Source organism: Luteimonas terrae, from assembly GCF_031457535.1.
Taxonomy (GTDB): Bacteria; Pseudomonadota; Gammaproteobacteria; order Xanthomonadales; family Xanthomonadaceae; genus Luteimonas; species Luteimonas terrae_A.
The window spans coordinates 17,534-38,741 of record NZ_JAVDWO010000012.1 but is presented as its reverse complement, the minus strand read 5'-3'; the positions used below and the strand labels follow the sequence as shown (position 1 = coordinate 38,741).

Below are 21,208 nucleotides of genomic sequence, written 5' to 3'. Positions count from 1 at the left end.
GGAAAACGCGCGGATCTGCTCGCGTGCGGCCAGCAGCGGATGCAGGTCCGGCAGGTCGGCGGCGTCGATGCCGTCGCGCAGATAGTCCTGGAAAGGGCGGATGGTGGCCGTCCATGGTGGCGGGGCGCCATGTTCGGCGTCCAGGCGGCGGCTGACAACTCTTGACAGCGCCGCGCGCGGTTGCGGCCCCGGGGCTTTCGCGGCACCCTGCGCAATCCATACGCCAGCGTATCCAGACCATGACGCCAGCCGCAGGCACGACTGCCGCCGCCTCGCCCTACCCGCACCTGCTCGCGCCGCTCGACCTCGGCTTCACCACGCTGCGCAATCGCGTCCTGATGGGCTCGATGCATACCGGCCTCGAAGACCGCGCCGCGGATTTTCCGAAGCTCGCGCGCTATTTCGCCGAGCGCGCGGAAGGCGGCGTCGGCCTGATCGTCACCGGCGGCTTTTCGCCCGACATCGCCGGCTGGCTCAAACCCTTCGGCGGCAAGCTCTCCTGGCGCTGGGAAACGCGTCGGCACCGGCAAGTCACCGAAGCCGTGCACGGCCACGACGCGAAGATCTGCCTGCAGCTGCTGCACGCCGGCCGCTACGGCTATCACCCGCTGCAGGTCGCACCGAGCCGGATCAAGGCACCGATCAATCCGTTCACCCCACGGGCGCTGTCGGCGCGCGGGGTGGAACGCACGATCGATGCCTACGCACACGCCGCGAAGCTCGCCCGCGAGGCCGGCTACGACGGCGTCGAGGTCATGGGCAGCGAGGGCTATCTGATCAACCAGTTCCTCAGCCGCCGCACCAATACGCGCGACGATGCCTGGGGCGGCGACACCGCGCAGCGCATGCGCTTCGCGACCGAGATCGTGCGCCGGGTGCGTGAGGCGGCCGGCGACGATTTCATCGTCGTCTACCGACTGTCGATGCTGGAATTGGTGCCGGACGGCTCGGCCTGGGACGACATCGTGCAGCAGGCCCGCGCCGTCGAAGCCGCCGGCGCCACGATGATCAACACCGGCATCGGCTGGCACGAGGCGCGTGTGCCGACGATCGCAACCTCGGTGCCGCGCGCCGTATTCGCCGGCGTCACCGCCAAGCTGCGCCCGCACGCGACGCTGCCGCTGATCGCGACCAACCGCATCAACATGCCCGACGTCGCCGAGCGCATTCTCGCCAGCGGCGCGGCCGATATGGTGTCGATGGCACGGCCGCTGCTGGCCGATCCCCAATGGGTCGCCAAGGCGCGCGCCGGCACGCCCGAGCGCATCAATACCTGCATCGCCTGCAACCAGGCCTGCCTCGACCACGTGTTCCAGAACCGCACCGCGAGTTGCCTGGTCAATCCGCGCGCGTGCGCGGAAACCGAACTCAACTATTTTCCGGCGGCGACGCCGTTGCGCATCGCTGTGGTCGGCGCCGGCCCGGCGGGTCTCGCCTGTGCGACGGTTGCCGCGCAACGTGGGCATGCGGTGACGCTGTTCGATGCCGCGGCCGACATCGGCGGCCAATTCAATCTCGCCCGGCGCATCCCCGGCAAGGAAGAGTTCGACGAGACCCTGCGCTACTTCCGCACCCGGCTGGTCGAGACCGGCGTCGACGTGCGCCTGTCGACGCCCGTCGCGGCCGCGGATCTCAGCGGATTCGATGCCGTGGTACTGGCGACCGGCGTGGTGCCGCGCGCGGTCGACTTCCCGGGCCGCGACCATCCCAAGGTGGTCGGCTATGTCGACGTGATCGAGGGCCGCGTGGTGCCCGGCGCGCGCGTGGCAATCATCGGTGCAGGCGGTATCGGTTTCGATGTCGGCGAGTTCCTCGTCGAACATCCGGGCGCCTCGCCGAGCCTCGACGCCGGCACCTGGATGCGCGAATGGGGCATCGATCCGAGCTTCGAACAGCCCGGCGGCTTGGTACGGGCCGCGCCCGCACCACCCGCGCGCAAGCTGTGGCTGCTGCAGCGCAGCCCCGGCCGTCCCGGTGCGCGGCTCGGCAAGACCACCGGCTGGATCCATCGCAGCACGCTCAAGGCCAAGGGCGTGACGATGCTCGGTGGCGTCGAATATCTCGGTGTCGACGATGCCGGCCTGCGCATCCGCGTCGATGGCGCGGAGCAGACGCTCGAGGTCGACCACGTGGTGATCTGCGCGGGTCAGGAGCCGCGTCGCGAGCTGCTTGACGCCTTGCAGGCGAGCGGCACGGTCGTGCACCTGGTGGGCGGCGCCGATGTGGCCGCGGAACTCGATGCCAAGCGCGCGATCGCGCAGGCGAGCCGCCTCGCGGCCCACCTCTGAAGAAAGGGCCGCCTGTTCAGGTTGCAAATCGAGCGGCTTGGACGCGTCTCGGGGCGCGGTGTCAACGCGATCGACCTGAATAGGACACGTCGAACGGCGCAGCCAGCCACACAAATCGCCCCGGCGCCAGTGCCCCGCATTCACGTTTGATTCGAAAAACCGGGGCTACCGTGCCGTCTCTTCGTTCCGCCCCCTTCGGCGGGACACCGGCCCGACCCGCCTTCTGCGGACTTCGGTGCCCGGGCGATCAAGCGCACCACAGAGTCCGCCGCCCTCCCCAATACGCCATGCCGGTTTCCGCAGTTGCCTGCGTTTCTTCCGCGAGGAGGAGAGCAAGGTGCGGCCGGCGCAACGCAGCAAGGAGTCGTTGATGAAACTTGAATGGGTGATGTGGCTGGCCTCTGTGCTGCCGCCCCCCGCCGCCGATTCGCTCTGCCTGAGCACGACGGTGTACCTGGAAGCCCGCGACCAGTCCGTCCGTGGACAGGAAGCCGTCGCCGAGGTGGCCCTGCGTCGCCAGGAAAGCGGTCTGTGGGGCGAGTCGATGTGCGAGGTAGTCACCGCGCGCAAGCAGTTCGCGCCGACGATCCTGTCGCCGAACACCAAGCTCGCCAACACCAATGCCTGGACGCGCGCGGTCAGCGTGGCGCTGGAGTCGGAGCGCAACTGGTCGCTGCCGCCCGAGCAACGCCGTCAGGTGGTGCCCGGCGCCAGCCACTTCATGGCCCACGCGATCGCGGCGCCGTCCTGGCGCAGCGCCCACCAGGTGGCCACGATCGGGGATCACACCTTCCTGCGCGTGCAGTCGCTGCGTCCGGCACGTCCTGCGAGCGGCAGCGAGCGCGGCTGAGCGGCCCCGCGTCGGCGGCTTCCCCCGGCCGCGACGCCCGGCGCATGATGACGTCCCGTTCGACCTCAGGACCACCATGCGCATCCTCCATACCAAGCCCGGCGCCTGCTCGCTGGCTGACCACATCGTGCTGCAGTGGATCGGCGCGCCGTTCGAACTGCGCGTCGTCGACGCAACGCAGATGAAAGCGCCGGCCTTCCTCGCACTCAACCCCGCGGGTGCAGTGCCGGTGCTGGTCGAAGGCGACTGGGTACTGACCCAGAACGCCGCGATCCTCGGCTATTTGGCCGACAGCCATCCCGAGGCGAAGCTCGGCGGTGACGGTTCGCCGCAGGGTCGCGCCGAGGTCAATCGCTGGCTGGCATTGCTCAACGCCGATCTGCACCCGGCGTTTCATCCGCTGTTCGGCAGCACCAAGTATCTCGAAGACGCGGACGCGGTCGACCGCACGCGCAAGCACGCGATGCAGAAGATCCGCGGCTATTACGAGCGCCTCGACGCGCAGCTTGACGGCCGCGAGTACCTCGTCGGCACGCGTTCGATCGCCGATCCGTATCTGTTCGTGACTCTGCAGTGGGCGAAGCGTCTGAAGCTCGATCTGGGTGGGCTCGACCATCTGCACGCGTTCGACGCGCGCATGCTCGCCGACGCGGGCGTGCGCGCGGCAATGGCGGCCGAAGGCCTGATCTGATTCAAGGCGGCTGCGTTCGCCGCATCGCGCGACGGGGCAGTGCCCATGCTTCGATCCCGTTGCCCGGCGGACTGCATGCGTCCGTGCGCGGGTCAAGACCGTCGTGGCGCACGCCGGGAGGCGGTGGCGAATCTTTCACCACCGCCATGCGCGCCGCGCCGACAGGGCGTGTGCGGGGCTTATCCACAGACTTCCCCGCAAACCATCCACACCGGCTGTGGATGACGCGCCGGATGCGCCGCGTGGCGCACGTGTCAAGCCTGGGCGATGAATTCAGCCCGGCACGTCTGCCGGCACCCGCACCGCGCCTTCCATCAGCACGCGCGCCGAGCGCGACATGATCGCCTTGGCGACGGTCCAGTAGCCGTCGACTTCCACGGCTTCCGCGCCGACGCGCAAGGTGCCCGAGGGATGGCCGAAGCGCACCGACGTACGTGCGCCGCCGCCGGCTGCCAGATTCACCAGCGTGCCGGGAATCGCCGCCGCCGTGCCGATCGCGACGGCCGCCGTGCCCATCATCGCGTGGTGCAGCTTGCCCATCGACAGCGCGCGCACCAGCAGATCGACAGCGCCGGCCGCGATCGCCTTGCCGCTCGACACCACGTGATCGCACGGCGGCGCAACGAACGCGACCTTGGGCGTGTGCTTACGTTTCGACGCCTCGGAGACATCGCTGATGAGCTCCATACGCACCGCGCCGTGCGCGCGGATCGTCTCGAACATCGCGAGCGCTTTCGCGTCGCCATTGATCGCGTCCTGCAACTCGGTTCCGGTGTACCCGATCGAGGCGGCGTCGACGAAGATCGTCGGGATCCCGGCATTGATCATCGTCGCGCGCAGCGTGCCGACACCCGGCACGTCGAGATCGTCGACCAGGTTTCCAGTCGGGAACATCGCACCGCCGCCCGCGCCCTCGCCTTCATCGGCGGGATCGACGAACTCCAGCACGATCTCCGCCGCCGGGAACGTCACGCCATCGAGCTCGAAATCACCGGTCTCCTGCACCTGCCCGTCCGCCACGGGCACGTGCACGATGATGGTCTTGCCGATGTTCGCCTGCCACACGCGTACCGCGACTGTGCCGTGTTCTGGAATACGCGATGCATCGATGAAGCCATTGGCGATCGCGAACGGGCCGACCGCGGTACTGAGGTTGCCGCAATTGCCGCTCCAGTCGACGAACGCGCTGTCGATCGACACCTGGCCGTAGAGATAGTCGACGTCGTGATCCGGCACCGACGCGGGCCCAATGATCACGCACTTGCTGGTCGACGAGGTCGCGCCGCCCATGCCATCCGTGTGTTTCGCATAGGGATCGGGCGAACCGATCACGCGCAGCATCAGCGCGTCGCGCGCGGGCCCCTGCACCTGCGTGGCGGCAGGCAGGTCTTCGAGGCGGAAGAACACGCCTTTCGAGGTGCCGCCGCGCATGTAGGTGGCGGGGATGCGGAGTTGGGGGATGTAGGTCATGGGATCCGTCGAGCGCGTTGGCGCGAATTGAGAACACTCAGAAGAGTGCGGTTTGCCTCGGAGACTTGAGGGGCCAGCGGTCCAACGTGTCGTAACCGTATTCCGCTTGCGCACCAGCACGGACAAGTTCGATCTCGGTGACCGGCCAGGCAATCGGCGCGATCTCGAAGCTTTCTGCCGGTGACGCACCGCCGCCGTAAGCGAGCGTCATATGCGCGGTGTGGCCTACTACATCCAGTTCCTCGGAACGCAACTCCGCCTGGACGAGATCGCGTACTTCCTGGAACTGCGGCACCTCGCCTCGCGGCAAGAGAACCCAATGCCCACCGTCACCACTATTCCTGATCCTGTTGTAGACGAATTCGAACGCATGCGCTCTGAGCCTGCCCCCGACGCGCCGCAGCGCTGCGAGGTTCGCTTCCGTATCGTCGAACTTCAGTGATACCGACTGGTGCAGACGCGCCCGCGGAACGAGCTCTCCGCTCATCCGGTCGGCAAGTGCCTTCTCGTGCACGCGCCGGATGATCTCGTCGCCGATGTCGACAGGAGGGCGCAACATCAATATCAGTCCACGCATCTGTCAGGCCGCCTTCGAAGACTCCAGAAAATCTTGCGCGAACCGCTGCAGCACACCGCCGGCCTCATAGATCGAGACTTCTTCCGCGGTGTCCAGGCGGCAGATCACCGGCACCGACAGCTGCGTGCCGTCCTTGCGGTGGATCACCAGCGTGAGCATCGCGCGCGGGGTGCGGTCGCCGGTGACGTCGAAGGTCTCGGTGCCGTCGATGCCGAGCGTCAGCCGGGTCACGCCCGGCTGGAACTCCAGCGGCAGCACGCCCATGCCGATCAGGTTGGTGCGGTGGATACGCTCGAAGCCTTCGGCCACGATCGCCTCCACGCCCGCGAGACGCACGCCCTTGGCCGCCCAGTCGCGCGAGCTGCCCTGGCCGTAGTCGGCGCCGGCGATGATCACCAGCGGCTGCTTGCGCTCCATGTAGGTCTCGATCGCTTCCCACATGCGTACGACCTGGCCTTCCGGCTCGATGCGCGCCAGCGAGCCCTGGCGCACCGTGCCGTCGACGATCGCCATTTCATTGACGAGCTTCGGATTGGCGAACGTGGCGCGCTGCGCGGTCAGATGGTCGCCGCGATGGGTCGCGTAGGAATTGAAGTCCTCTTCCGGCACGCCCATCTTTGCGAGGTACTCGCCGGCTGCGCTGTCGGCCATGATCGCGTTCGATGGCGACAGGTGATCGGTGGTGATGTTGTCGCCGAGCACTGCCAGCGGGCGCATGCCGGTCAGCGTGCGCGCGCCGGCCAGCGCACCTTCCCAGTACGGCGGGCGGCGGATGTAGGTGCTCATCTCGCGCCAGTCGTACAGCGGCGCGACGCGCTCGCCGGTGTCGACGTGCAGCTTGAACATCGGGCCGTAGACGGCGCGGAACTGTTCGGGCTTGACGCTGGCCTTGACCACCGCGTCGATCTCTTCATCGGACGGCCAGAGATCCTTGAGCGTCACCGGGTTGCCGTGGTGGTCGATGCCGAGCACGTCCTTCTCGATGTCGAAGCGTACGGTGCCGGCGATCGCATAGGCGATGACCAGCGGTGGCGACGCGAGAAACGCCTGCTTGGCATAGGGATGGATGCGGCCGTCGAAATTGCGGTTGCCGCTGAGCACGGCGGTCGCGTAGAGATCACGGTCGATGATCTCCTGCTGGATCGCAGGATCCAACGCGCCGCTCATGCCGTTGCAGGTGGTGCAGGCGAAGGCGACGATGCCAAAACCCAGCTGCTCGAGATCCGGCAGCAGGCCGCTTTCTTCGAGATACAGCTGCACCGCCTTGGAGCCTGGCGCAAGCGAGCTCTTGACCCAGGGCTTGCGCGTCAGGCCGCGCGCATTCGCGTTACGCGCCAGCAGCGCCGCGGCGATGACGTTGCGCGGGTTCGAGGTGTTCGTGCAGCTCGTGATGGCGGCAATGATCACCGCGCCGTCGGGCATCGTGCCGTCGGTCGGCATCTCCCACGCGCCGGCGATGCCGCTGGCGGCGAGATCGCTGGTCGCCACGCGCTTGTGCGGATTCGACGGGCCGGCCATGTTGCGCACCACGCTCGACAGGTCGAAATGCAGCGTGCGCACGTACTCGGCGCTGGCCAGCGAATCGGCCCACAGGCCGGCGGCCTTGGCGTAGGTCTCGACCAGCGCGACCTGCGTGTCTTCGCGGCCGGTCAGACGCAGGTAGTCGAGTGTGTTGTCGTCGATGAAGAACATCGCCGCGGTCGCGCCGTACTCGGGCGCCATGTTGGAGATCGTCGCGCGATCGCCGACCGACAGCGCGGCCGCGCCAGGTCCGCGGAATTCCAGATACGCGCCGACGACCTTCGACTTGCGCAGGAATTCCGTGAGCGCCAGCACGACGTCGGTCGCGGTGATGCCCGGGCCGGGACGGCCTGCGAGTTCGACGCCGACGATCTCCGGCGTGCGCATCCACGACGCGCGACCGAGCATGACGTTCTCGGCTTCGAGTCCGCCGACGCCGATCGCGATCACGCCCAACGCATCGACGTGCGGCGTGTGGCTGTCGGTGCCGACGCAGGTATCCGGAAACGCGACGCCGTCCTGGACGTAGACCACCGGCGACATCTTCTCCAGATTGATCTGGTGCATGATCCCGTTGCCCGGCGGAATCACCTCGACGTTGTGGAACGCGAGCTTGGTCCAGTCGATGAAGTGGAAACGGTCCGCATTGCGACGGTCTTCGATGGTCCGGTTCTTCGCGAACGCATCCGGGTCATAGCCGCCGCATTCCACTGCCAGCGAGTGGTCGACGATCAGCTGCACCGGCACGACCGGATTGACCTTCGCCGGATCGCCGCCCTGGTCGGCGATCGCATCGCGCAGACCGGCGAGATCCACCAGCGCGGTCTGGCCGAGGATGTCGTGGCAAACCACGCGCGCCGGATACCACGGGAAATCGATGTCCTGACGCAGCTCGATCAGCTGGCGCAGCGCGTCGTCGAGCTGCGCCAGTTCGCAGCGCCGCACCAGATTCTCGGCGTGCACGCGCGCGGTGTAGGACATGCGGTCGTACGCGCCGGGCGCGAGGGCTTCGACGGCGGCACGCGCGTCGAACCAGTCGAGCTTGGTGCCGGGAAGGGATTTGCGGTGCTGGCTGTTCATGGCTGGCGTGACTCCGGGAATCAGGGGCTCTTTCCTTCTCCCGGCTTGCGGGAGAAGGTGCCCCGCAGGGGGCGGATGAGGGCGCTTTTCGCGCCTACGGCGCGCCCTCACCCCGACCCTCTCCCGCATGCGGGAGAGGGCGCAAGGCTCACTCGCGCTCGGCGATCGGCACGAAGGCCTGGTCTTCCGGCCCCGTGTAATTCGCGCTCGGTCGGATGATCTTGCCGTCGATGCGCTGCTCGATGACGTGCGCGCTCCAGCCGGCGGTGCGGGCGATGACGAACAATGGGGTGAACATCGCCGTCGGCACGCCCATCATGTGGTAGCTCACCGCGCTGAACCAGTCGAGGTTGGGGAACATCTTCTTGATGCCCCACATCACCGTTTCCAGGCGCTCGGCGATGTCGTACATCTTGCGGCTGCCCACCTCGTCCGACAGTTCGCGCGCGACGGTCTTGATGACCTCGTTGCGGGGATCGCTGACGGTGTAGACCGGGTGGCCGAAGCCGATGATCACTTCCTTCTTTTCGACGCGCGCGCGGATGTCGGCTTCCGCTTCGTCCGGCGTGTCGTAGCGCTTCTGCACTTCGAACGCGACTTCGTTTGCGCCGCCGTGCTTCGGCCCGCGCAGCGCGCCGATGCCGGCGGTGATGCAGGAATACATATCGCTGCCGGTGCCGGCGACGACACGGCTGGCGAAGGTCGACGCGTTGAACTCGTGCTCCGCGTACAGGATCAGCGAGGTGTGCATCGCCTTGACCCAGGACTCGCGCGGCGGCACACCGTGCAGCAGGTGCAGGAAATGCCCGCCGATCGAATCGTCATCGGTCTCGACGTCGATCGCGCGGCCATTGTGGCTCCAGTGATACCAGTACAGCAGCATCGAACCGAGCGAGGCCATCAGCTTGTCGGCGATGTCGCGCGCGCCCGGATGGTTGTGGTCGTCCTTCTCCGGTGCAACGCAGCCGAGCACCGACACGCCGGTGCGCATGACGTCCATCGGATGGGCCGACGGCGGCAGTTCCTCGAGCGCGGACTTCACCGCCGCCGGGATGCCGCGCAGGGACTTCAGCTTGGCCTTGTAGCCGCGCAGTTCGGATTCGGTCGGCAGCTTGCCGTGGACCAGCAGATACGCGATTTCCTCGAACTCGCTGGTACGCGCGAGATCGAGGATGTCGTAGCCGCGGTAGTGCAGATCGTTGCCGCTGCGGCCGACAGTGCACAGCGCGGTGTTGCCGGCGGCCGTGCCGCTCAGCGCGACGGATTTCTTCGGCTTGAAGCCGGGGGCGGTGGTGGCGGTGTCGCTCATCTGGAATCTCCGTTGGATGCCCGCGGGCACGGATGGAAAGATCGGGAGTCGCTTATTTCTTGGATGCGAACAGCGCGTCGAGCCGCTGCTCGAAGGCGTGATAGCCGATGCGCTCGTAGAGTTCCTCGCGGGTCTGCATGGTCTCGACGACGGCCTGCTGCGAACCGTCGCGGCGCACCGCGATGTACACCGCTTCGGCGGCCTTGTTCGCCGCGCGGAATGCCGACAGCGGGAACAGCTGGATCGCGACGCCCGCCGAAGCCAGTTCGTCGCGGGTGAACAGCGGCGTGGCACCGAACTCGGTGATGTTGGCCAGCACAGGCACCTTCACGGCATCGACGAAGCGGCGATAGGTGTCCAGATCGTAGGCGGCCTCGGCGAAGATGCCGTCGGCGCCGGCTTCGACGCAGGCGACGGCGCGTTCGATCGCAGCGTCCACACCGTCGACCTGGATCGCATCGGTACGCGCGATCAGGAAGAAGTCGGGATCGGTCTTCGCATCGGCTGCAGCCTTGACCCGGTCGACCATCTCGCCCTGCGACACGATTTCCTTTCCGGGACGATGGCCGCAGCGCTTGGCGCCGACCTGGTCCTCGATATGGCACGCCGCCGCGCCCGCCTTGATCAGCGACTTGACCGTGCGCTCGATGTTGAACGCACTGGCGCCGAAGCCGGTGTCGATGTCGACCAGCAATGGCAGGTCGCAGACATCGGTGATGCGGCGCACATCGATCAGCACGTCTTCGAGCGTGTTGATGCCGAGGTCCGGCAGACCCAGCGAGCCTGCGGCGACGCCGCCGCCCGACAGGTAGATCGCCTGGAAGCCGGCGCGTTGGGCCAGCAGCGCGTGGTTGGCGTTGATCGCACCGATCACCTGCAGCGGAGATTCGGCGGCGAGCGCGGCGCGGAATTTCGCGCCTGCGGAAAGCGTGGTCATGGATGCGACTCCGGAACTGCGGTGTACCGCGATGGCGTGCAATCTGGCACCATCCGACTGGTTGATCAATCTTGATCGAATTAATCAATACATCGGAATTCACTGTGAATGCGAACGATGGCGACCTGATGTCCGCGGCGCAGGCCTGCGCCGCGCTCGGCATCAGCACCGCGACGCTCTACGCCTATGTCAGCCGTGGCCTGCTCGAATCGCGCCCCGGTGCCGACCATCGCAGCCGTGTGTACCTGCGCCAGGACGTCGAACGCCTGACCCAGCGCAAGCGCGCAGGCCGCGGCGCGGCACGTGGCGCGGCGCAAAGCCTTGACCGCGGCTTGCCGGTGATGGAAACGCGGATCTCGCTGATCCGGCCCGACAGTCCGTACTACCGCGGGCGCTCCGCGGTCGCGATGGTGCGCAGCGGCGCGACGCTCGAAGACACCGCACGCCTGCTCTGGGATTGCGGTGATACCGATCCCTTCGACGCCGCGATCAGCGACTGGCCCACGCGCGTCGCCGCGATTGCTGGGGATGCCACGCTGCCGCCGATCGAACGCGCGATGGCAGTGATCCCGCTGCTCGCGCCGGACCTGCGGCATTCACTGAGCGCCGCGCCCGCGGCCAAGCGCGGCGTCGCGGCAACATTGCTGCGCCAGAACGCGGCGCTGCTGGTCGCCGGCACGCCGGATGCGCGCCCGGTCCACGCGCTACTCGCCGATGCCTGGCGCCCGGGGGATGCGGCATTCGCCGAGCTCGTCCGCGCGGCGCTGGTGCTATGCGCGGACCACGAACTCAACGTGTCGGCCTTCGCCGCGCGCGTGGTCGCGTCCACCGGCGCGCATCTACACGCGACGGTCTGCGCGGGGCTCGCGGCGCTGTCGGGCCCCCGCCATGGCGGCGCGACGGCGCGCGCGCATGCGCTGATCCGCGAAGCCTGCGATGCGCCCTCGCCTGCTGCCTTCGTCGCCGAACGCTGGCAACGCGGCGACGATCTGCCGGGCTTCCACCATGTGCTGTATCCCGATGGCGATCCACGCGCGGCCGAAGTGCTGGCGATGCTGCGCGCTCGCCACACGGGCGATGCACGCATGCAGCAGGTCGAAGCGGTGCTCACCTCCGCGGCCGAGACCAGTGGCCGCCATCCCAACATTGACGGCATGCTCGCCGCGATCTGTTTCGTGCACGGCCTGCCGGCGACGCCGGCGCTGTGCATGTTTGCCGCCGGCCGGCTTGCCGGCTGGCTGGCACATGCGCTGGAGCAGCAGGAACTCGGCACGCTGATCCGTCCGCGCGCGCACTACACCGGCATCTCGCCGGCGGAGTAACGAGCACGTTCCGCTGTGTGGGGTGGACTTTCTGTAGGAGCGCGCTTGCGCGCGATAGGCGGCGCGCGATGAGCAATTCCCGATACAGCCGCATCGCGCGCAAGCGCGCTCCTACACGGATGCGGCGCGGCGGCGTCGAGACGCGTGTTGTTCAGCGCGTCCGTTTGTTCCCGGCTGAACTTGTGGGCGCGCGCTTATGCGCGACGGGCGTTCCCGTTGAAACCTGTCGCGTGTTCCGAACAGAATTGCGCCCACGACCCACAAAAAGTGCCCCAAGAATCAGCCCGCGTCCGCGCCCCGCGCCAGCACGCGGCGCACTTCCTCCAGCGCATTCGGATCATCGAGCGTCGACAGGTCTCCCGGATCACGCGATTCCGCCAGCGCCTGCAACGACCGCCGCAGCAACTTGCCCGAGCGCGTCTTCGGCAGCGCATTGACCACATAGACCCGCGCCGGCCGCGCGACGGCGCCGAGTTGATCCGCGACGGTGCGCATCATCTCGCCCGCGGTCGCGTGCTGCGCGTCCGCATCCGCCGATGCCTGCTTGAGCGTCACGAAGACGATCGGCACCTGGCCTTTCAGTTCGTCGGCGACGCCGATCACCGCGGCCTCGGCGACTGCCGGATGGCTCGACACCGCCTCCTCGATCTCGCGCGTGCCGAGGCGATGGCCGGCGACGTTGATGACATCGTCGGTGCGGCCGAGGATGAAGGTGTAGCCGTCCTCGTCCTGGATCGCCCAGTCCAGCGAGCTGTAGAGCAGTTCCTCGAAATGCGAGAAATAGCTCGACAAGAAGCGCGCGTCGTCCTTCCACACCGTGGTCATGCAGCCCGGCGGCAGCGGCGGCTGGATCACCAGCACGCCCTTGGTGCCGGGTGGCACCCGCTCGCCGGTGACTTCATCGATCACGCGCAGGTCGTAGCCCGGCGTGGGCAGGCCAGGCGAGCCGAACTTGACGGGTTTCATCTCGACACCCGGCATCAGCGCCAGCACCGGCCAGCCGGTTTCGGTCTGCCAGTAGTTGTCGATGATGGTCGTGCCGCCGAGGCCTGCGCTGATCCAGCTCGCGGTGGGTTCGTCGAGCGGTTCGCCGGCCAGGAACAGGTACTCGAGTTTCGACAGGTCGTACTGCGTCAGGAATTTCGCATCCTGTTTCTTCAGTACGCGGATCGCCGTCGGCGACGAGAACATCGTGCGCACGCCGTAGTCGGCGCAGATCTTCCACCAGATGCCGCCATCGGGACTGGTCGGCAGACCTTCGTAGAGGATGACCGTCGCGCCGGCGATCAGCGGGCCGTAGACGTTGTAGGAATGGCCGACCGCCCAGCCGACGTCGGACGTGGTGAACATCACCTGACCCGGGCGGATGTCGTAGATCGACCACATCGACAGCGCCATCGCCACCGCATACCCGCCGACATCGCGCTGCACGCCCTTGGGCTTGCCGGTGGTGCCGGAGGTGTAGAGCAGATAGCTGGGCTCGTTGGATTCCAGCCATGCCACCGGCACGTCGGTGCCGGCGTGTTGCGCGCGGAGGGTCGCGTAATCGACGTCGCGTCCTTCGATACGCGCGGAGCCGGGATCGAGTCCGCGGTCGACGATCAGCACATGCGGCGGCGGCGAGGTCGTCTCCGCACAGGCGGCGTCGATCAGCGGCTTGTACGGAATTGTCTTGCCGCCGCGGCTACCGGCATCGGCGGCGATCAGCAGCTTGGGCGCGGCATCGTCGATCCGCAGCGCGAGATTGTGCGCAGCGAACCCGCCGAAGACCACCGAGTGCACCGCGCCGATCCGCGCGCAGGCCAGCATCGCGAACGCGGCCTCGGCCATGTTCGGCATGTAGATGACCACGCGATCGCCGCGGCCGACCCCGAGTGCGACCAGCACCGCGGCGAAGTCGTTGACCTCGCGATACAGCTGCGCGTAAGTGATCTCACGCGTCTCGTTGGTTTCCGTGGAGATCGCGACAAGCGCGAGCTGGTCGCCACGCGCGTCGAGATGCCGGTCGACGGCGTTGAAACAGAGGTTGGTTTCGCCACCGACGAACCACTTGCGGAACGGCGGATTCGAGTAATCGAGGATTCGCTCGGGCGTCTTGTGCCAGTGGATCGCCTGCGCCTGCTCGCCCCAGAAACCCTCGGGGTCTTCGATGGAGCGGCGGTGGAACTCCTCGTAGCCCATGTCGACCTCCCGGTTGCGAATCTCGAGGCTAGTCCTCGCGCGGAAAGGACGCGTTACGACAATGGTCTACCCCGCGCTTTCGCCAGACGCGCGCCCACGAAAAAGCCGGGCACATAGCCCGGCTTTTTCTCGCCACTCTACAGGGCTCAGCTGAGCAGATGCGCCACGCCGCTGCGCTCTTCCTCGAGCTCGGCGAGGGTCTTGTCGATGGCCTTCTGGCTGAAGTCGTCGACTTCGATGTCCTTGACCAGGGTGTACTCGCCGTTCTCGGTGGTTACCGCGAAGCCGAAGATCACGCCCTCCGGAATGCCGTAGCTGCCGTCGGACGGCACGCCCATCGTCACCCACTTGCCGTTGCTGCCCAACACCCAGTCGTGGATGTGGTCGATGGCGGCGTTGGCGGCCGAGGCGGCCGAGGACAGGCCACGCGCTTCAATGATCGCCGCGCCGCGCTTGCCGACCTGCGGGATGAAGGTGTTGGCGTTCCAGTCCGCGTCGTTGACCTTGTCCTTGAGGTTGACGCCCTTCGCGGTCGCGAAGCGGTAGTCCGGGTACATGGTCGGGCTGTGGTTGCCCCACACGATCAGGCCTTCGATGTCGCCCACGGCGACGCCCGCCTTGGTGGCCAGCTGGCTCAGCGCGCGGTTGTGGTCGAGGCGCAGCATTGCGGTGAAGTTGCGCGGGTTGAGATCCGGCGCCGACTTCATGGCGATGTAGGCATTGGTGTTGGCCGGGTTGCCGACCACCAGCACCTTGACGTCACGCGAGGCGACCTTGTTCAGCGCCGCGCCCTGGGCGGTGAAGATCTTCGCGTTCTCGAGCAGCAGGTCCTTGCGCTCCATGCCCGGGCCGCGCGGACGCGCGCCGACCAGCAGGGCGATGTCGGCGTCCTTGAACGCAACTTCCGGATCGTCGGTGCCGACGACATCGGCCAGCAGCGGGAACGCGCAATCTTCGAGCTCCATGATCACGCCCTTCAGCGCGGCCTGTGCCTTGTCGATCGGCAGTTCGAGCAGCTGCAGGATCACCGGCTGCTCCTTGCCCAGCATTTCGCCGGAGGCGATCCGGAACAGCAGGGCATAACCGATCTGGCCGGCAGCGCCGGTCACGGCAACACGGACGGGGGTCTTCATATGCATTCCTCTGATTTCTCGTGGGGTGTCAAGGCGCGGGCGGCGGAGGCCGGCCGATCAGGTCAGCTCCGCGAAGAATTCGCGGATGCGGTCGAGCCCGGGCGCGAGCTGCGCCTCGGGACAGGTGTAGCTGATGCGCAAGGCACGCGGCTCGCCGAAGGCCGAGCCCGGCACACAGGCCACGCCCTTGGTTTCGAGCAGCGCATTGCACAGGTCGGCGTCGCTCTCGATGCGCAGGTCGCCATGCGACTTGCCGAACGCGACGCTGATGTCGGGAAACACGTAGAACGCGCCGGCGGGTTTCGGGCAGACCACGCCCGGAATTTCTGCCAGCGCCGCCATCACCAGGTCACGGCGCGTCTGGAATTCGGCGCACTTCGCCGTCGGCACATCCTGGGGGCCGGACAGCGCGGCGACCGCGGCGGCGGTCACGACTTCCGGGACGTTGGTGATGTGGTTGGAGTTCATCGTCGCGAATGCCTTGGCCACACTCTCCGGCCCGGCCAGCAGGCCGACGCGCCAGCCCGGCATGCCGTAGGTCTTGGACAGCGAGTCGACGAAGATCGTGCGCTCGCGCAGTTCGGGCCGCGCCTGCACCACGTTGTGGTAGCCGATGCCGTCGAACACCATCCGGTTGTAGATGTCGTCGGTGATGATCCAGGTATCGGGATGGCGCACCAGCACGTCGGCCAGCGCGGCGATCTCGTCCCGCGTATAGACCATGCCGGTCGGGTTCGACGGATTGTTGAACAGGAAGACCTTGGGCTTCTTCGCCAGCGCGGCGTCGAGCTGCGCCGGTGTGAGCTTGTAGTCCTGTTCCGGCGGGCACGGCAGCAGCTGGATGTCCGCGCCGACGATCTCGGCGATGTCGAGATACGTCGTCCAGTACGGCGTGGCGAACGCGAAGCCGTCGCCTTCGTCGAGCAGCACTTCGGCCAGCGTGTAGAGGATGTGCTTGGCGCCGATGCCGGTGGCGCAGTGCGCGCGGGTGTAGCCCGTCAGGCCGATGCGATCGAGATGGCCGATGAACGCGTCGAGCAGCGCGTCGCTGCCGCGGTTGCTGCCGTACTGGCCGCTGTCGTGGTCGAGCGCCTCGCGCGCCGCCGCATACACGTGCGGGCCTGGCAGGAAGTTCGGCACGCCGATCGAGAAGCTGATGATGTCCCGGCCTTCGGCCTTCAGGCGCTTGGCCTTTTCGGCGACCTGCATGATGGCGCTGGGCTTGGCGCGGGCGGTCCGCGCGGCGAGCTGGGGCATCGGGAACTCTCGTTTCAGAGCGGCGGGAATGCGGCGGAACCGCTGATTTTCGGCGGCAGATGGTACCACGCACCCCCGTCGCGACCTGCCGCAGCGGGCGCAGTGCGAAGCGCGTCCTCAGAGGTAATCGAGCACGTCGCCGAGGTCGTAGTTCTCGTCGAAATACACCTGCCATTGCGCGTAGGTATCGCGCAGACAGGCGGGCGTGGTGCAGGCATCAAGCTGCTGCACGACCGCGGCGGCCGTGCGGTCGCCATCCGGATAGCGGGCCGACAGTTCGACCAGCTGCGTGCGCAGGCTGCGATCGAGCTCGGCAAACTCGATTTCGCTGCAGGCCAGCGTCGCCCGCAAGCTGCCGACCGGCGCGTCTCCGCCGCACGCAACGGCCTGCGGCAGCACCGCGGCCTGGCGGATTGCCAGCACGAGTTCCTGGTGATCGCGCTCGGTCAGCCGACGCACGAAACCCAGCGTCTCGACCTGTCCCTGCGCCCAGGTGACGCGCAGCGTGAAACCGGCCCCGGACGTCGCGTCCTGCACCTTGCGCAGGGTCACCGTCTCATCGGGGCCGTTCTCGCGGGTAACCCGGAACGCCAGCGTCTGGTTGTCGACATCGACATCCTCGACCGCGCCTGCAAGCCAGGCACCATCGCGCAGGATGCGCAGTCCATACGCGTCCTGCCATTGGATGGCGTAGATCGTTTCGGCATCGTCGCCCTGCGAGACGCCGGTGCTCCAGATGCCGTCCAGGCTGCGTTCAAACGCATGTGCAGGCGGTGCGGCCGACGTGTCCGGGCCCACGGCCTCAATGTCGGAACCAGACGAAGACGGCGTGCAGCCCGACAGCCCACCGGCGGCGAGCGCCAGCACCAGACCGCACCACCACATGCCGCTCGAGGTCATTCCGTTCCCCTCAAAGACAACAGGCCGGCGAATGGCCGGCCTGTCGGTGTCGCTTACGCAGCGAGAGTCTTGTTCCACTCGGCGACGCGGTCGGCCTTCGCGGCCAGTGCGGCGTCGACGTCGCCCTCGATCTTGATCGACTTGATTGCGTCGCCCTGCTTCACCGCGTCCACCACATCCAGACCCTCGGTGACCTTGCCGAACACGGTGTGCTTGCCGTCCAGCCAATCGGTCTTGATGTGGGTGATGAAGAACTGGCTGCCATTGGTGTTCGGACCTGCGTTCGCCATCGACAGCACGCCACGGTCATGCTTGACGCCGTTGTTGGTCTCGTCTTCGAACTTGTAGCCCGGGCCACCGCGGCCGGAGCCTTCCGGACAGCCGCCCTGGATCATGAAATCGGGAATCACGCGGTGGAAGCTGAGGCCATCGTAGAACCCGCGCTGTGCAAGGTTGACGAAATTGGCGACGGTCAGCGGTGCCTTGTCGGCATGCAGCTCGACCTTGATCTGGCCACGGTCGGTGTCGAATACGGCGTTCAGGGACATGGGAAATCCTGGTTGAAGGGACAATCATCGGCGTACCGACGAACCCGCGACATGCGGCCTCCATTGGACGGTTTCAAGCCGCCCGCCGCCCTGCCCGCCATGCGGCAGCGCAACACGCTATAATGCGGGGCTCTTTCACTGACTATTGTGCGCCCCGGTCTTCGACTCTGGCGCAGCCTTGCCCATGTCCATCGAACGCCTGCGCAATATCGCCATCGTCGCCCACGTCGACCACGGCAAGACCACCCTCGTCGACTGTCTGCTGAAGCAGTCCGGCACCCTGTCCGAGCGCACCGTGCTCGCTGAGCGTGTGATGGACAGCAATGACCAGGAAAAGGAGCGTGGCATCACGATCCTGGCCAAGAACACCGCGATCACCTGGAACGGCAACCGCATCAACATCGTCGACACCCCGGGCCATGCCGACTTCGGTGGCGAGGTCGAGCGCGTGCTGTCGATGGTCGACTCGGTGCTGATCCTGGTCGACGCGATGGATGGCCCGATGCCGCAGACGCGCTTCGTGACCCAGAAGGCGTTCGCGATGGGCTTCAAGCCGATCGTCGTCGTCAACAAGATCGACCGTCCGGGCGCGCGTCCGGACTGGGTGATCGACCAGGTGTTCGACCTGTTCGACAAGCTCGGCGCGACCAACGAGCAGCTGGACTTCCCGATCGTCTACGCCTCGGCGCTGCACGGTTACGCCAGCCTCGAAGACACCGCGCGTTCGGGCGACATGACGCCGCTGTACGAGGCGATCATGCAGCACGTGTCGCCGCCGGCGGTCGATCCGGACGGCCCCTTCCAGATGCGCATCAGCCAGCTGGACTACAACAACTTCGTCGGCCTGATCGGCATCGGCCGCATCCAGCGCGGCAAGGTGCGCACCAACATGCCGGTCAGCATCGTCGACCGCGAGGGCAAGAAGCGCCAGGGCAAGGTCCTGCAGGTGCTCGGCTTCATGGGCCTGGAGCGCGTGGAAACGCAAGAAGCCGAGGCCGGTGACATCGTCGCCATCTCGGGCATCCAGGAACTGGGCATCTCCGACACCGTCTGTGCGCTCGATACGCCGGAAGCGCTGCCGGCGCTGACCGTCGACGAGCCGACGATCTCGATGACCTTCCAGGTCAACAACTCGCCGTTCGCCGGCAACAAGGACCGCAGCGGCGGCAAGTTCATCACCAGCCGCCAGATCCGCGAGCGCCTGGAGCGCGAGACGCTGCACAACGTCGCGTTGAAGGTCGAGGAAGGTTCGGATCCGGACAAGTTCCTGGTCTCGGGCCGCGGCGAGCTGCATCTGTCGGTGCTGATCGAAAACATGCGTCGTGAGGGTTTCGAGCTCGCCGTGTCGCGCCCGGAAGTCATCATCAAGGAAATCGAAGGCCAGCAGATGGAGCCGGTCGAGCAACTCGTGGTCGACGTCGAAGAAGTCCACCAGGGCGGCGTGATGGAGAAGCTCGGCATCCGCAAGGGTCAGCTGAAGAACATGGAATCGGACGGCAAGGGTCGCGTGCGCCTGGATTACATGATTCCGGCGCGCGGCCTGATCGGCTTCCAGAACGAGTTCCGCACCCTGACCCAGGGGTCGGGCCTGCTGTTCCATGTGTTCGACCATTACGGTCCGAGGGAAACCGGCGCGATCGCCAAGCGCCAGAACGGTGTGCTGATCGCCAACGCTGCCGGCGCCACGCCCGCTTATTCGCTCGGACCGCTGCAGGAGCGCGGCAAGCTGTTCGCGGCCGAAGGCGACCACGTGTACGAAGGCCAGCTGATCGGCATCCACTCCAAGGACAACGACCTGACCGTCAACGCGATCAAGACCAAGCCGCTGACCAACATGCGCGCCTCGGGCAAGGACGATGCGATCGCGCTCTCCCCGGCGATCAAGTACACGCTGGAGCAGGCGCTGGACTTCATCGAGGACGACGAACTGGTCGAGGTCACCCCGAAGGAGATCCGCCTGCGCAAGAAGGCACTGACCGAAAACGATCGCAAGCGCGCGTCCCGCGGCGGGTGAGCCAGGCGCTGTTCCCGGCGTGGCGGCCCAGTGCCGACGGCCGGGCATCGCTCGCGACCCTGTCGCATCGTGTGCAGACGGCGTGCCCTTCGGGCGCGCCGTCTTTGCATCTGCGACGTGCGGACCAGTGGCATGTCACCCTGTGCTTCGTGGGGGAAGCCGCCGAACCGGTGGCCACTCCGGCACTTCTGGATGCGTTCGCCGGCGCGGCAACCCGCATTCCGCCGCACGACTTCACGATCGAGCGTCTCGCCTATTGGCGTCATTCCGGCGCCGTGGTCGCATTGCCGGCGCCCTGCCCGGCGCTGCAGGCACTCTGCGATGCAAGCCATGACGCGGCCCGCCGTGCGGGCGTTGCGCCTGCGGCGCGAACCAACCGGCCACATCTCACGCTCGAGTTTCTAGAACGGGGACTGCCGACGCCATCGTGGCTCGACACAGTGAACTGCGCTGTCGATCCGTTCGATGTCCAAGGATTCGAACTGCTCTTCAATCCCGGTGGCCGCTACGACGCGCTCGGCGCGTGGCCGTTGACCGGGACGACATTACCCGTGCCACCTCGACAGCAAGGCCTGTTCTGATGACCGACGAGCGCCCCGACACGGGCACAAGCCTGCGCGCGATCGCGCTGTTCGAAGCCACCAAGGGCATCTTCGCCCTGCTCGTCGCCGGCGCACTCGCGGCGATCGGCCCGGACGCGCTGCAGCACGAACTCGAGCGCGTACTGGCGCGGTTCGGCGTGGATGCCGCACGCGGCGGCACCGCGATGCTCGATGCGATCACCCCGCAGACGCTGCATCTTGCGATCGGCGTCGCGGCGATCTACGCCGGCATGCGACTGCTGGAGGGCTGGGGGCTGTGGCGCCATCGCGCGTGGGCATCCTGGCTTGGCTGCATTGGCGCGGCGGCCTATCTGCCGTTCGAAGTCTATGCGCTGTGGCAGCATCCCGACTGGCTGACCTGGGGCGTGCTCGTGATCAACCTTGTGATCGTGCTGGTGTTGGCTCGCGACCTGCATCGACGGGGTCGGGGCGCGTGATGTCGCGCTTGCCGATGCCGGGGTCAGGTGCGCGCTTTCAGTGCGGCGTGCGTGCACTCCTGCCCATGGCACTCGTTGCGACGCTCCTGGC

General features: G+C 67.1%; 17 protein-coding genes. 7 read left to right on the top strand and 10 right to left on the bottom strand.

The features are described 5' to 3' along the window. Positions 1–239: 239 nt before the first annotated feature. The 3 genes from J2W68_RS13820 to J2W68_RS13810 all read left to right on the top strand — a co-directional run bounded on the left by J2W68_RS13820 (position 240) and on the right by J2W68_RS13810 (position 3,829). Entirely contained in the window at positions 240–2,288 is a 2,049-nt protein-coding gene (locus tag J2W68_RS13820) for an NADPH-dependent 2,4-dienoyl-CoA reductase (protein WP_310236790.1), read from the top strand. Between the two features lie 370 nt (positions 2,289–2,658). Beyond that, positions 2,659–3,138, top strand: coding sequence for a cell wall hydrolase (locus J2W68_RS13815; protein ID WP_310236788.1), 480 nt, complete (start codon positions 2,659–2,661; stop codon positions 3,136–3,138). Positions 3,139–3,214: 76 nt separating this feature from the next. Continuing rightward, the gene (locus tag J2W68_RS13810) at positions 3,215–3,829 is read left to right on the top strand and encodes a glutathione S-transferase family protein (RefSeq protein ID WP_310236786.1); all 615 of its coding nucleotides are present in this window, start codon (positions 3,215–3,217) and stop codon (positions 3,827–3,829) included. 273 nt (positions 3,830–4,102) lie between these two features. Here the strand turns inward: J2W68_RS13810 and prpF are convergent, their stop codons facing one another. The 5 genes from prpF to prpB form a co-directional block, all read right to left on the bottom strand. After that, positions 4,103–5,299, bottom strand: coding sequence for a 2-methylaconitate cis-trans isomerase PrpF (prpF, locus tag J2W68_RS13805; protein ID WP_310236784.1), 1,197 nt, complete (start codon positions 5,297–5,299; stop codon positions 4,103–4,105). A gap of 37 nt (positions 5,300–5,336) precedes the next feature. Continuing rightward, a complete protein-coding gene (locus tag J2W68_RS13800) occupies positions 5,337–5,858 on the bottom strand; it encodes a 2'-5' RNA ligase family protein (protein ID WP_310236782.1) in 522 nt (173 codons plus the stop codon). Positions 5,859–5,879: 21 nt separating this feature from the next. Beyond that, the gene (gene acnD, locus J2W68_RS13795; protein ID WP_310236780.1) at positions 5,880–8,477 is read right to left on the bottom strand and encodes a Fe/S-dependent 2-methylisocitrate dehydratase AcnD; all 2,598 of its coding nucleotides are present in this window, start codon (positions 8,475–8,477) and stop codon (positions 5,880–5,882) included. A 148-nt stretch (positions 8,478–8,625) separates the two neighbouring features. Further along, positions 8,626–9,786 carry a bifunctional 2-methylcitrate synthase/citrate synthase gene (prpC, locus tag J2W68_RS13790; RefSeq protein WP_310236778.1) on the bottom strand — a complete coding sequence of 387 codons (1,161 nt, stop codon included), beginning with the start codon at positions 9,784–9,786 and terminating at the stop codon, positions 8,626–8,628. Between the two features lie 52 nt (positions 9,787–9,838). Next, positions 9,839–10,723, bottom strand: a complete 885-nt coding sequence (gene prpB / locus J2W68_RS13785; protein ID WP_310236776.1) for a methylisocitrate lyase — start codon at positions 10,721–10,723, stop codon at positions 9,839–9,841. 104 nt (positions 10,724–10,827) lie between these two features. Here prpB and J2W68_RS13780 point away from each other — a divergent pair, with 104 nt between their 5' ends. Then, entirely contained in the window at positions 10,828–12,045 is a 1,218-nt protein-coding gene (locus tag J2W68_RS13780; RefSeq protein WP_310236774.1) for a citrate synthase family protein, read from the top strand. Between the two features lie 279 nt (positions 12,046–12,324). Here the strand turns inward: J2W68_RS13780 and prpE are convergent, their stop codons facing one another. The 5 genes from prpE to J2W68_RS13755 form a co-directional block, all read right to left on the bottom strand. Then, positions 12,325–14,226: a propionate--CoA ligase gene (gene prpE, locus J2W68_RS13775; protein ID WP_310236773.1), complete on the bottom strand. Its 1,902-nt coding sequence runs from the start codon at positions 14,224–14,226 to the stop codon at positions 12,325–12,327. Between the two features lie 146 nt (positions 14,227–14,372). After that, positions 14,373–15,359 (bottom strand): malate dehydrogenase, encoded by a 987-nt coding sequence (locus J2W68_RS13770; protein WP_310236771.1) that lies wholly within the window; start codon positions 15,357–15,359, stop codon positions 14,373–14,375. Positions 15,360–15,416: 57 nt separating this feature from the next. Next, positions 15,417–16,616, bottom strand: a complete 1,200-nt coding sequence (locus tag J2W68_RS13765) for an aminotransferase class I/II-fold pyridoxal phosphate-dependent enzyme (protein WP_310236769.1) — start codon at positions 16,614–16,616, stop codon at positions 15,417–15,419. A 117-nt stretch (positions 16,617–16,733) separates the two neighbouring features. Next, on the bottom strand, positions 16,734–17,516 hold the full coding sequence (locus tag J2W68_RS13760; RefSeq protein WP_310236767.1) for a hypothetical protein: 783 nt from the start codon (positions 17,514–17,516) through the stop codon (positions 16,734–16,736). 53 nt (positions 17,517–17,569) lie between these two features. Then, positions 17,570–18,064, bottom strand: a complete 495-nt coding sequence (locus J2W68_RS13755; protein WP_310236765.1) for a peptidylprolyl isomerase — start codon at positions 18,062–18,064, stop codon at positions 17,570–17,572. Positions 18,065–18,248: 184 nt separating this feature from the next. Here J2W68_RS13755 and typA point away from each other — a divergent pair, with 184 nt between their 5' ends. The 3 genes from typA to J2W68_RS13740 are packed head-to-tail and all read left to right on the top strand — an operon-like array spanning position 18,249 to position 21,117. Then, complete coding sequence (typA, locus tag J2W68_RS13750) at positions 18,249–20,078, top strand: translational GTPase TypA (protein WP_310236763.1); 1,830 nt, start codon at positions 18,249–18,251, stop codon at positions 20,076–20,078. Then, the gene (locus J2W68_RS13745) at positions 20,075–20,659 is read left to right on the top strand and encodes a 2'-5' RNA ligase family protein (protein WP_310236762.1); all 585 of its coding nucleotides are present in this window, start codon (positions 20,075–20,077) and stop codon (positions 20,657–20,659) included. Before typA ends, J2W68_RS13745 begins: the two co-directional genes overlap by 4 nt. Further along, complete coding sequence (locus tag J2W68_RS13740; RefSeq protein ID WP_310236760.1) at positions 20,659–21,117, top strand: DUF2127 domain-containing protein; 459 nt, start codon at positions 20,659–20,661, stop codon at positions 21,115–21,117. The genes J2W68_RS13745 and J2W68_RS13740 overlap by 1 nt, the downstream gene beginning before the upstream one ends. Positions 21,118–21,208 lie beyond the last annotated feature (91 nt).

Excerpts from the sequence above, each read along its gene's own strand:
- J2W68_RS13760 (WP_310236767.1), bottom strand. The coding sequence starts at position 17,516 with ATGACCTCGAGCGGCATGTGGTGGTGCGGTCTGGTGCTGGCGCTCGCC.
- typA (WP_310236763.1), top strand. The coding sequence starts at position 18,249 with ATGTCCATCGAACGCCTGCGCAATATCGCCATCGTCGCCCACGTCGAC.
- acnD (WP_310236780.1), bottom strand. The coding sequence starts at position 8,477 with ATGAACAGCCAGCACCGCAAATCCCTTCCCGGCACCAAGCTCGACTGG.
- J2W68_RS13755 (WP_310236765.1), bottom strand. The coding sequence starts at position 18,064 with ATGTCCCTGAACGCCGTATTCGACACCGACCGTGGCCAGATCAAGGTC.
- J2W68_RS13770 (WP_310236771.1), bottom strand. The coding sequence starts at position 15,359 with ATGAAGACCCCCGTCCGTGTTGCCGTGACCGGCGCTGCCGGCCAGATC.
- J2W68_RS13815 (WP_310236788.1), top strand. The coding sequence starts at position 2,659 with ATGAAACTTGAATGGGTGATGTGGCTGGCCTCTGTGCTGCCGCCCCCC.
- J2W68_RS13740 (WP_310236760.1), top strand. The coding sequence starts at position 20,659 with ATGACCGACGAGCGCCCCGACACGGGCACAAGCCTGCGCGCGATCGCG.
- prpE (WP_310236773.1), bottom strand. The coding sequence starts at position 14,226 with ATGGGCTACGAGGAGTTCCACCGCCGCTCCATCGAAGACCCCGAGGGT.
- J2W68_RS13810 (WP_310236786.1), top strand. The coding sequence starts at position 3,215 with ATGCGCATCCTCCATACCAAGCCCGGCGCCTGCTCGCTGGCTGACCAC.
- prpC (WP_310236778.1), bottom strand. The coding sequence starts at position 9,786 with ATGAGCGACACCGCCACCACCGCCCCCGGCTTCAAGCCGAAGAAATCC.
- prpF (WP_310236784.1), bottom strand. The coding sequence starts at position 5,299 with ATGACCTACATCCCCCAACTCCGCATCCCCGCCACCTACATGCGCGGC.
- J2W68_RS13765 (WP_310236769.1), bottom strand. The coding sequence starts at position 16,616 with ATGCCCCAGCTCGCCGCGCGGACCGCCCGCGCCAAGCCCAGCGCCATC.
- J2W68_RS13800 (WP_310236782.1), bottom strand. The coding sequence starts at position 5,858 with ATGTTGCGCCCTCCTGTCGACATCGGCGACGAGATCATCCGGCGCGTG.
- prpB (WP_310236776.1), bottom strand. The coding sequence starts at position 10,723 with ATGACCACGCTTTCCGCAGGCGCGAAATTCCGCGCCGCGCTCGCCGCC.
- J2W68_RS13820 (WP_310236790.1), top strand. The coding sequence starts at position 240 with ATGACGCCAGCCGCAGGCACGACTGCCGCCGCCTCGCCCTACCCGCAC.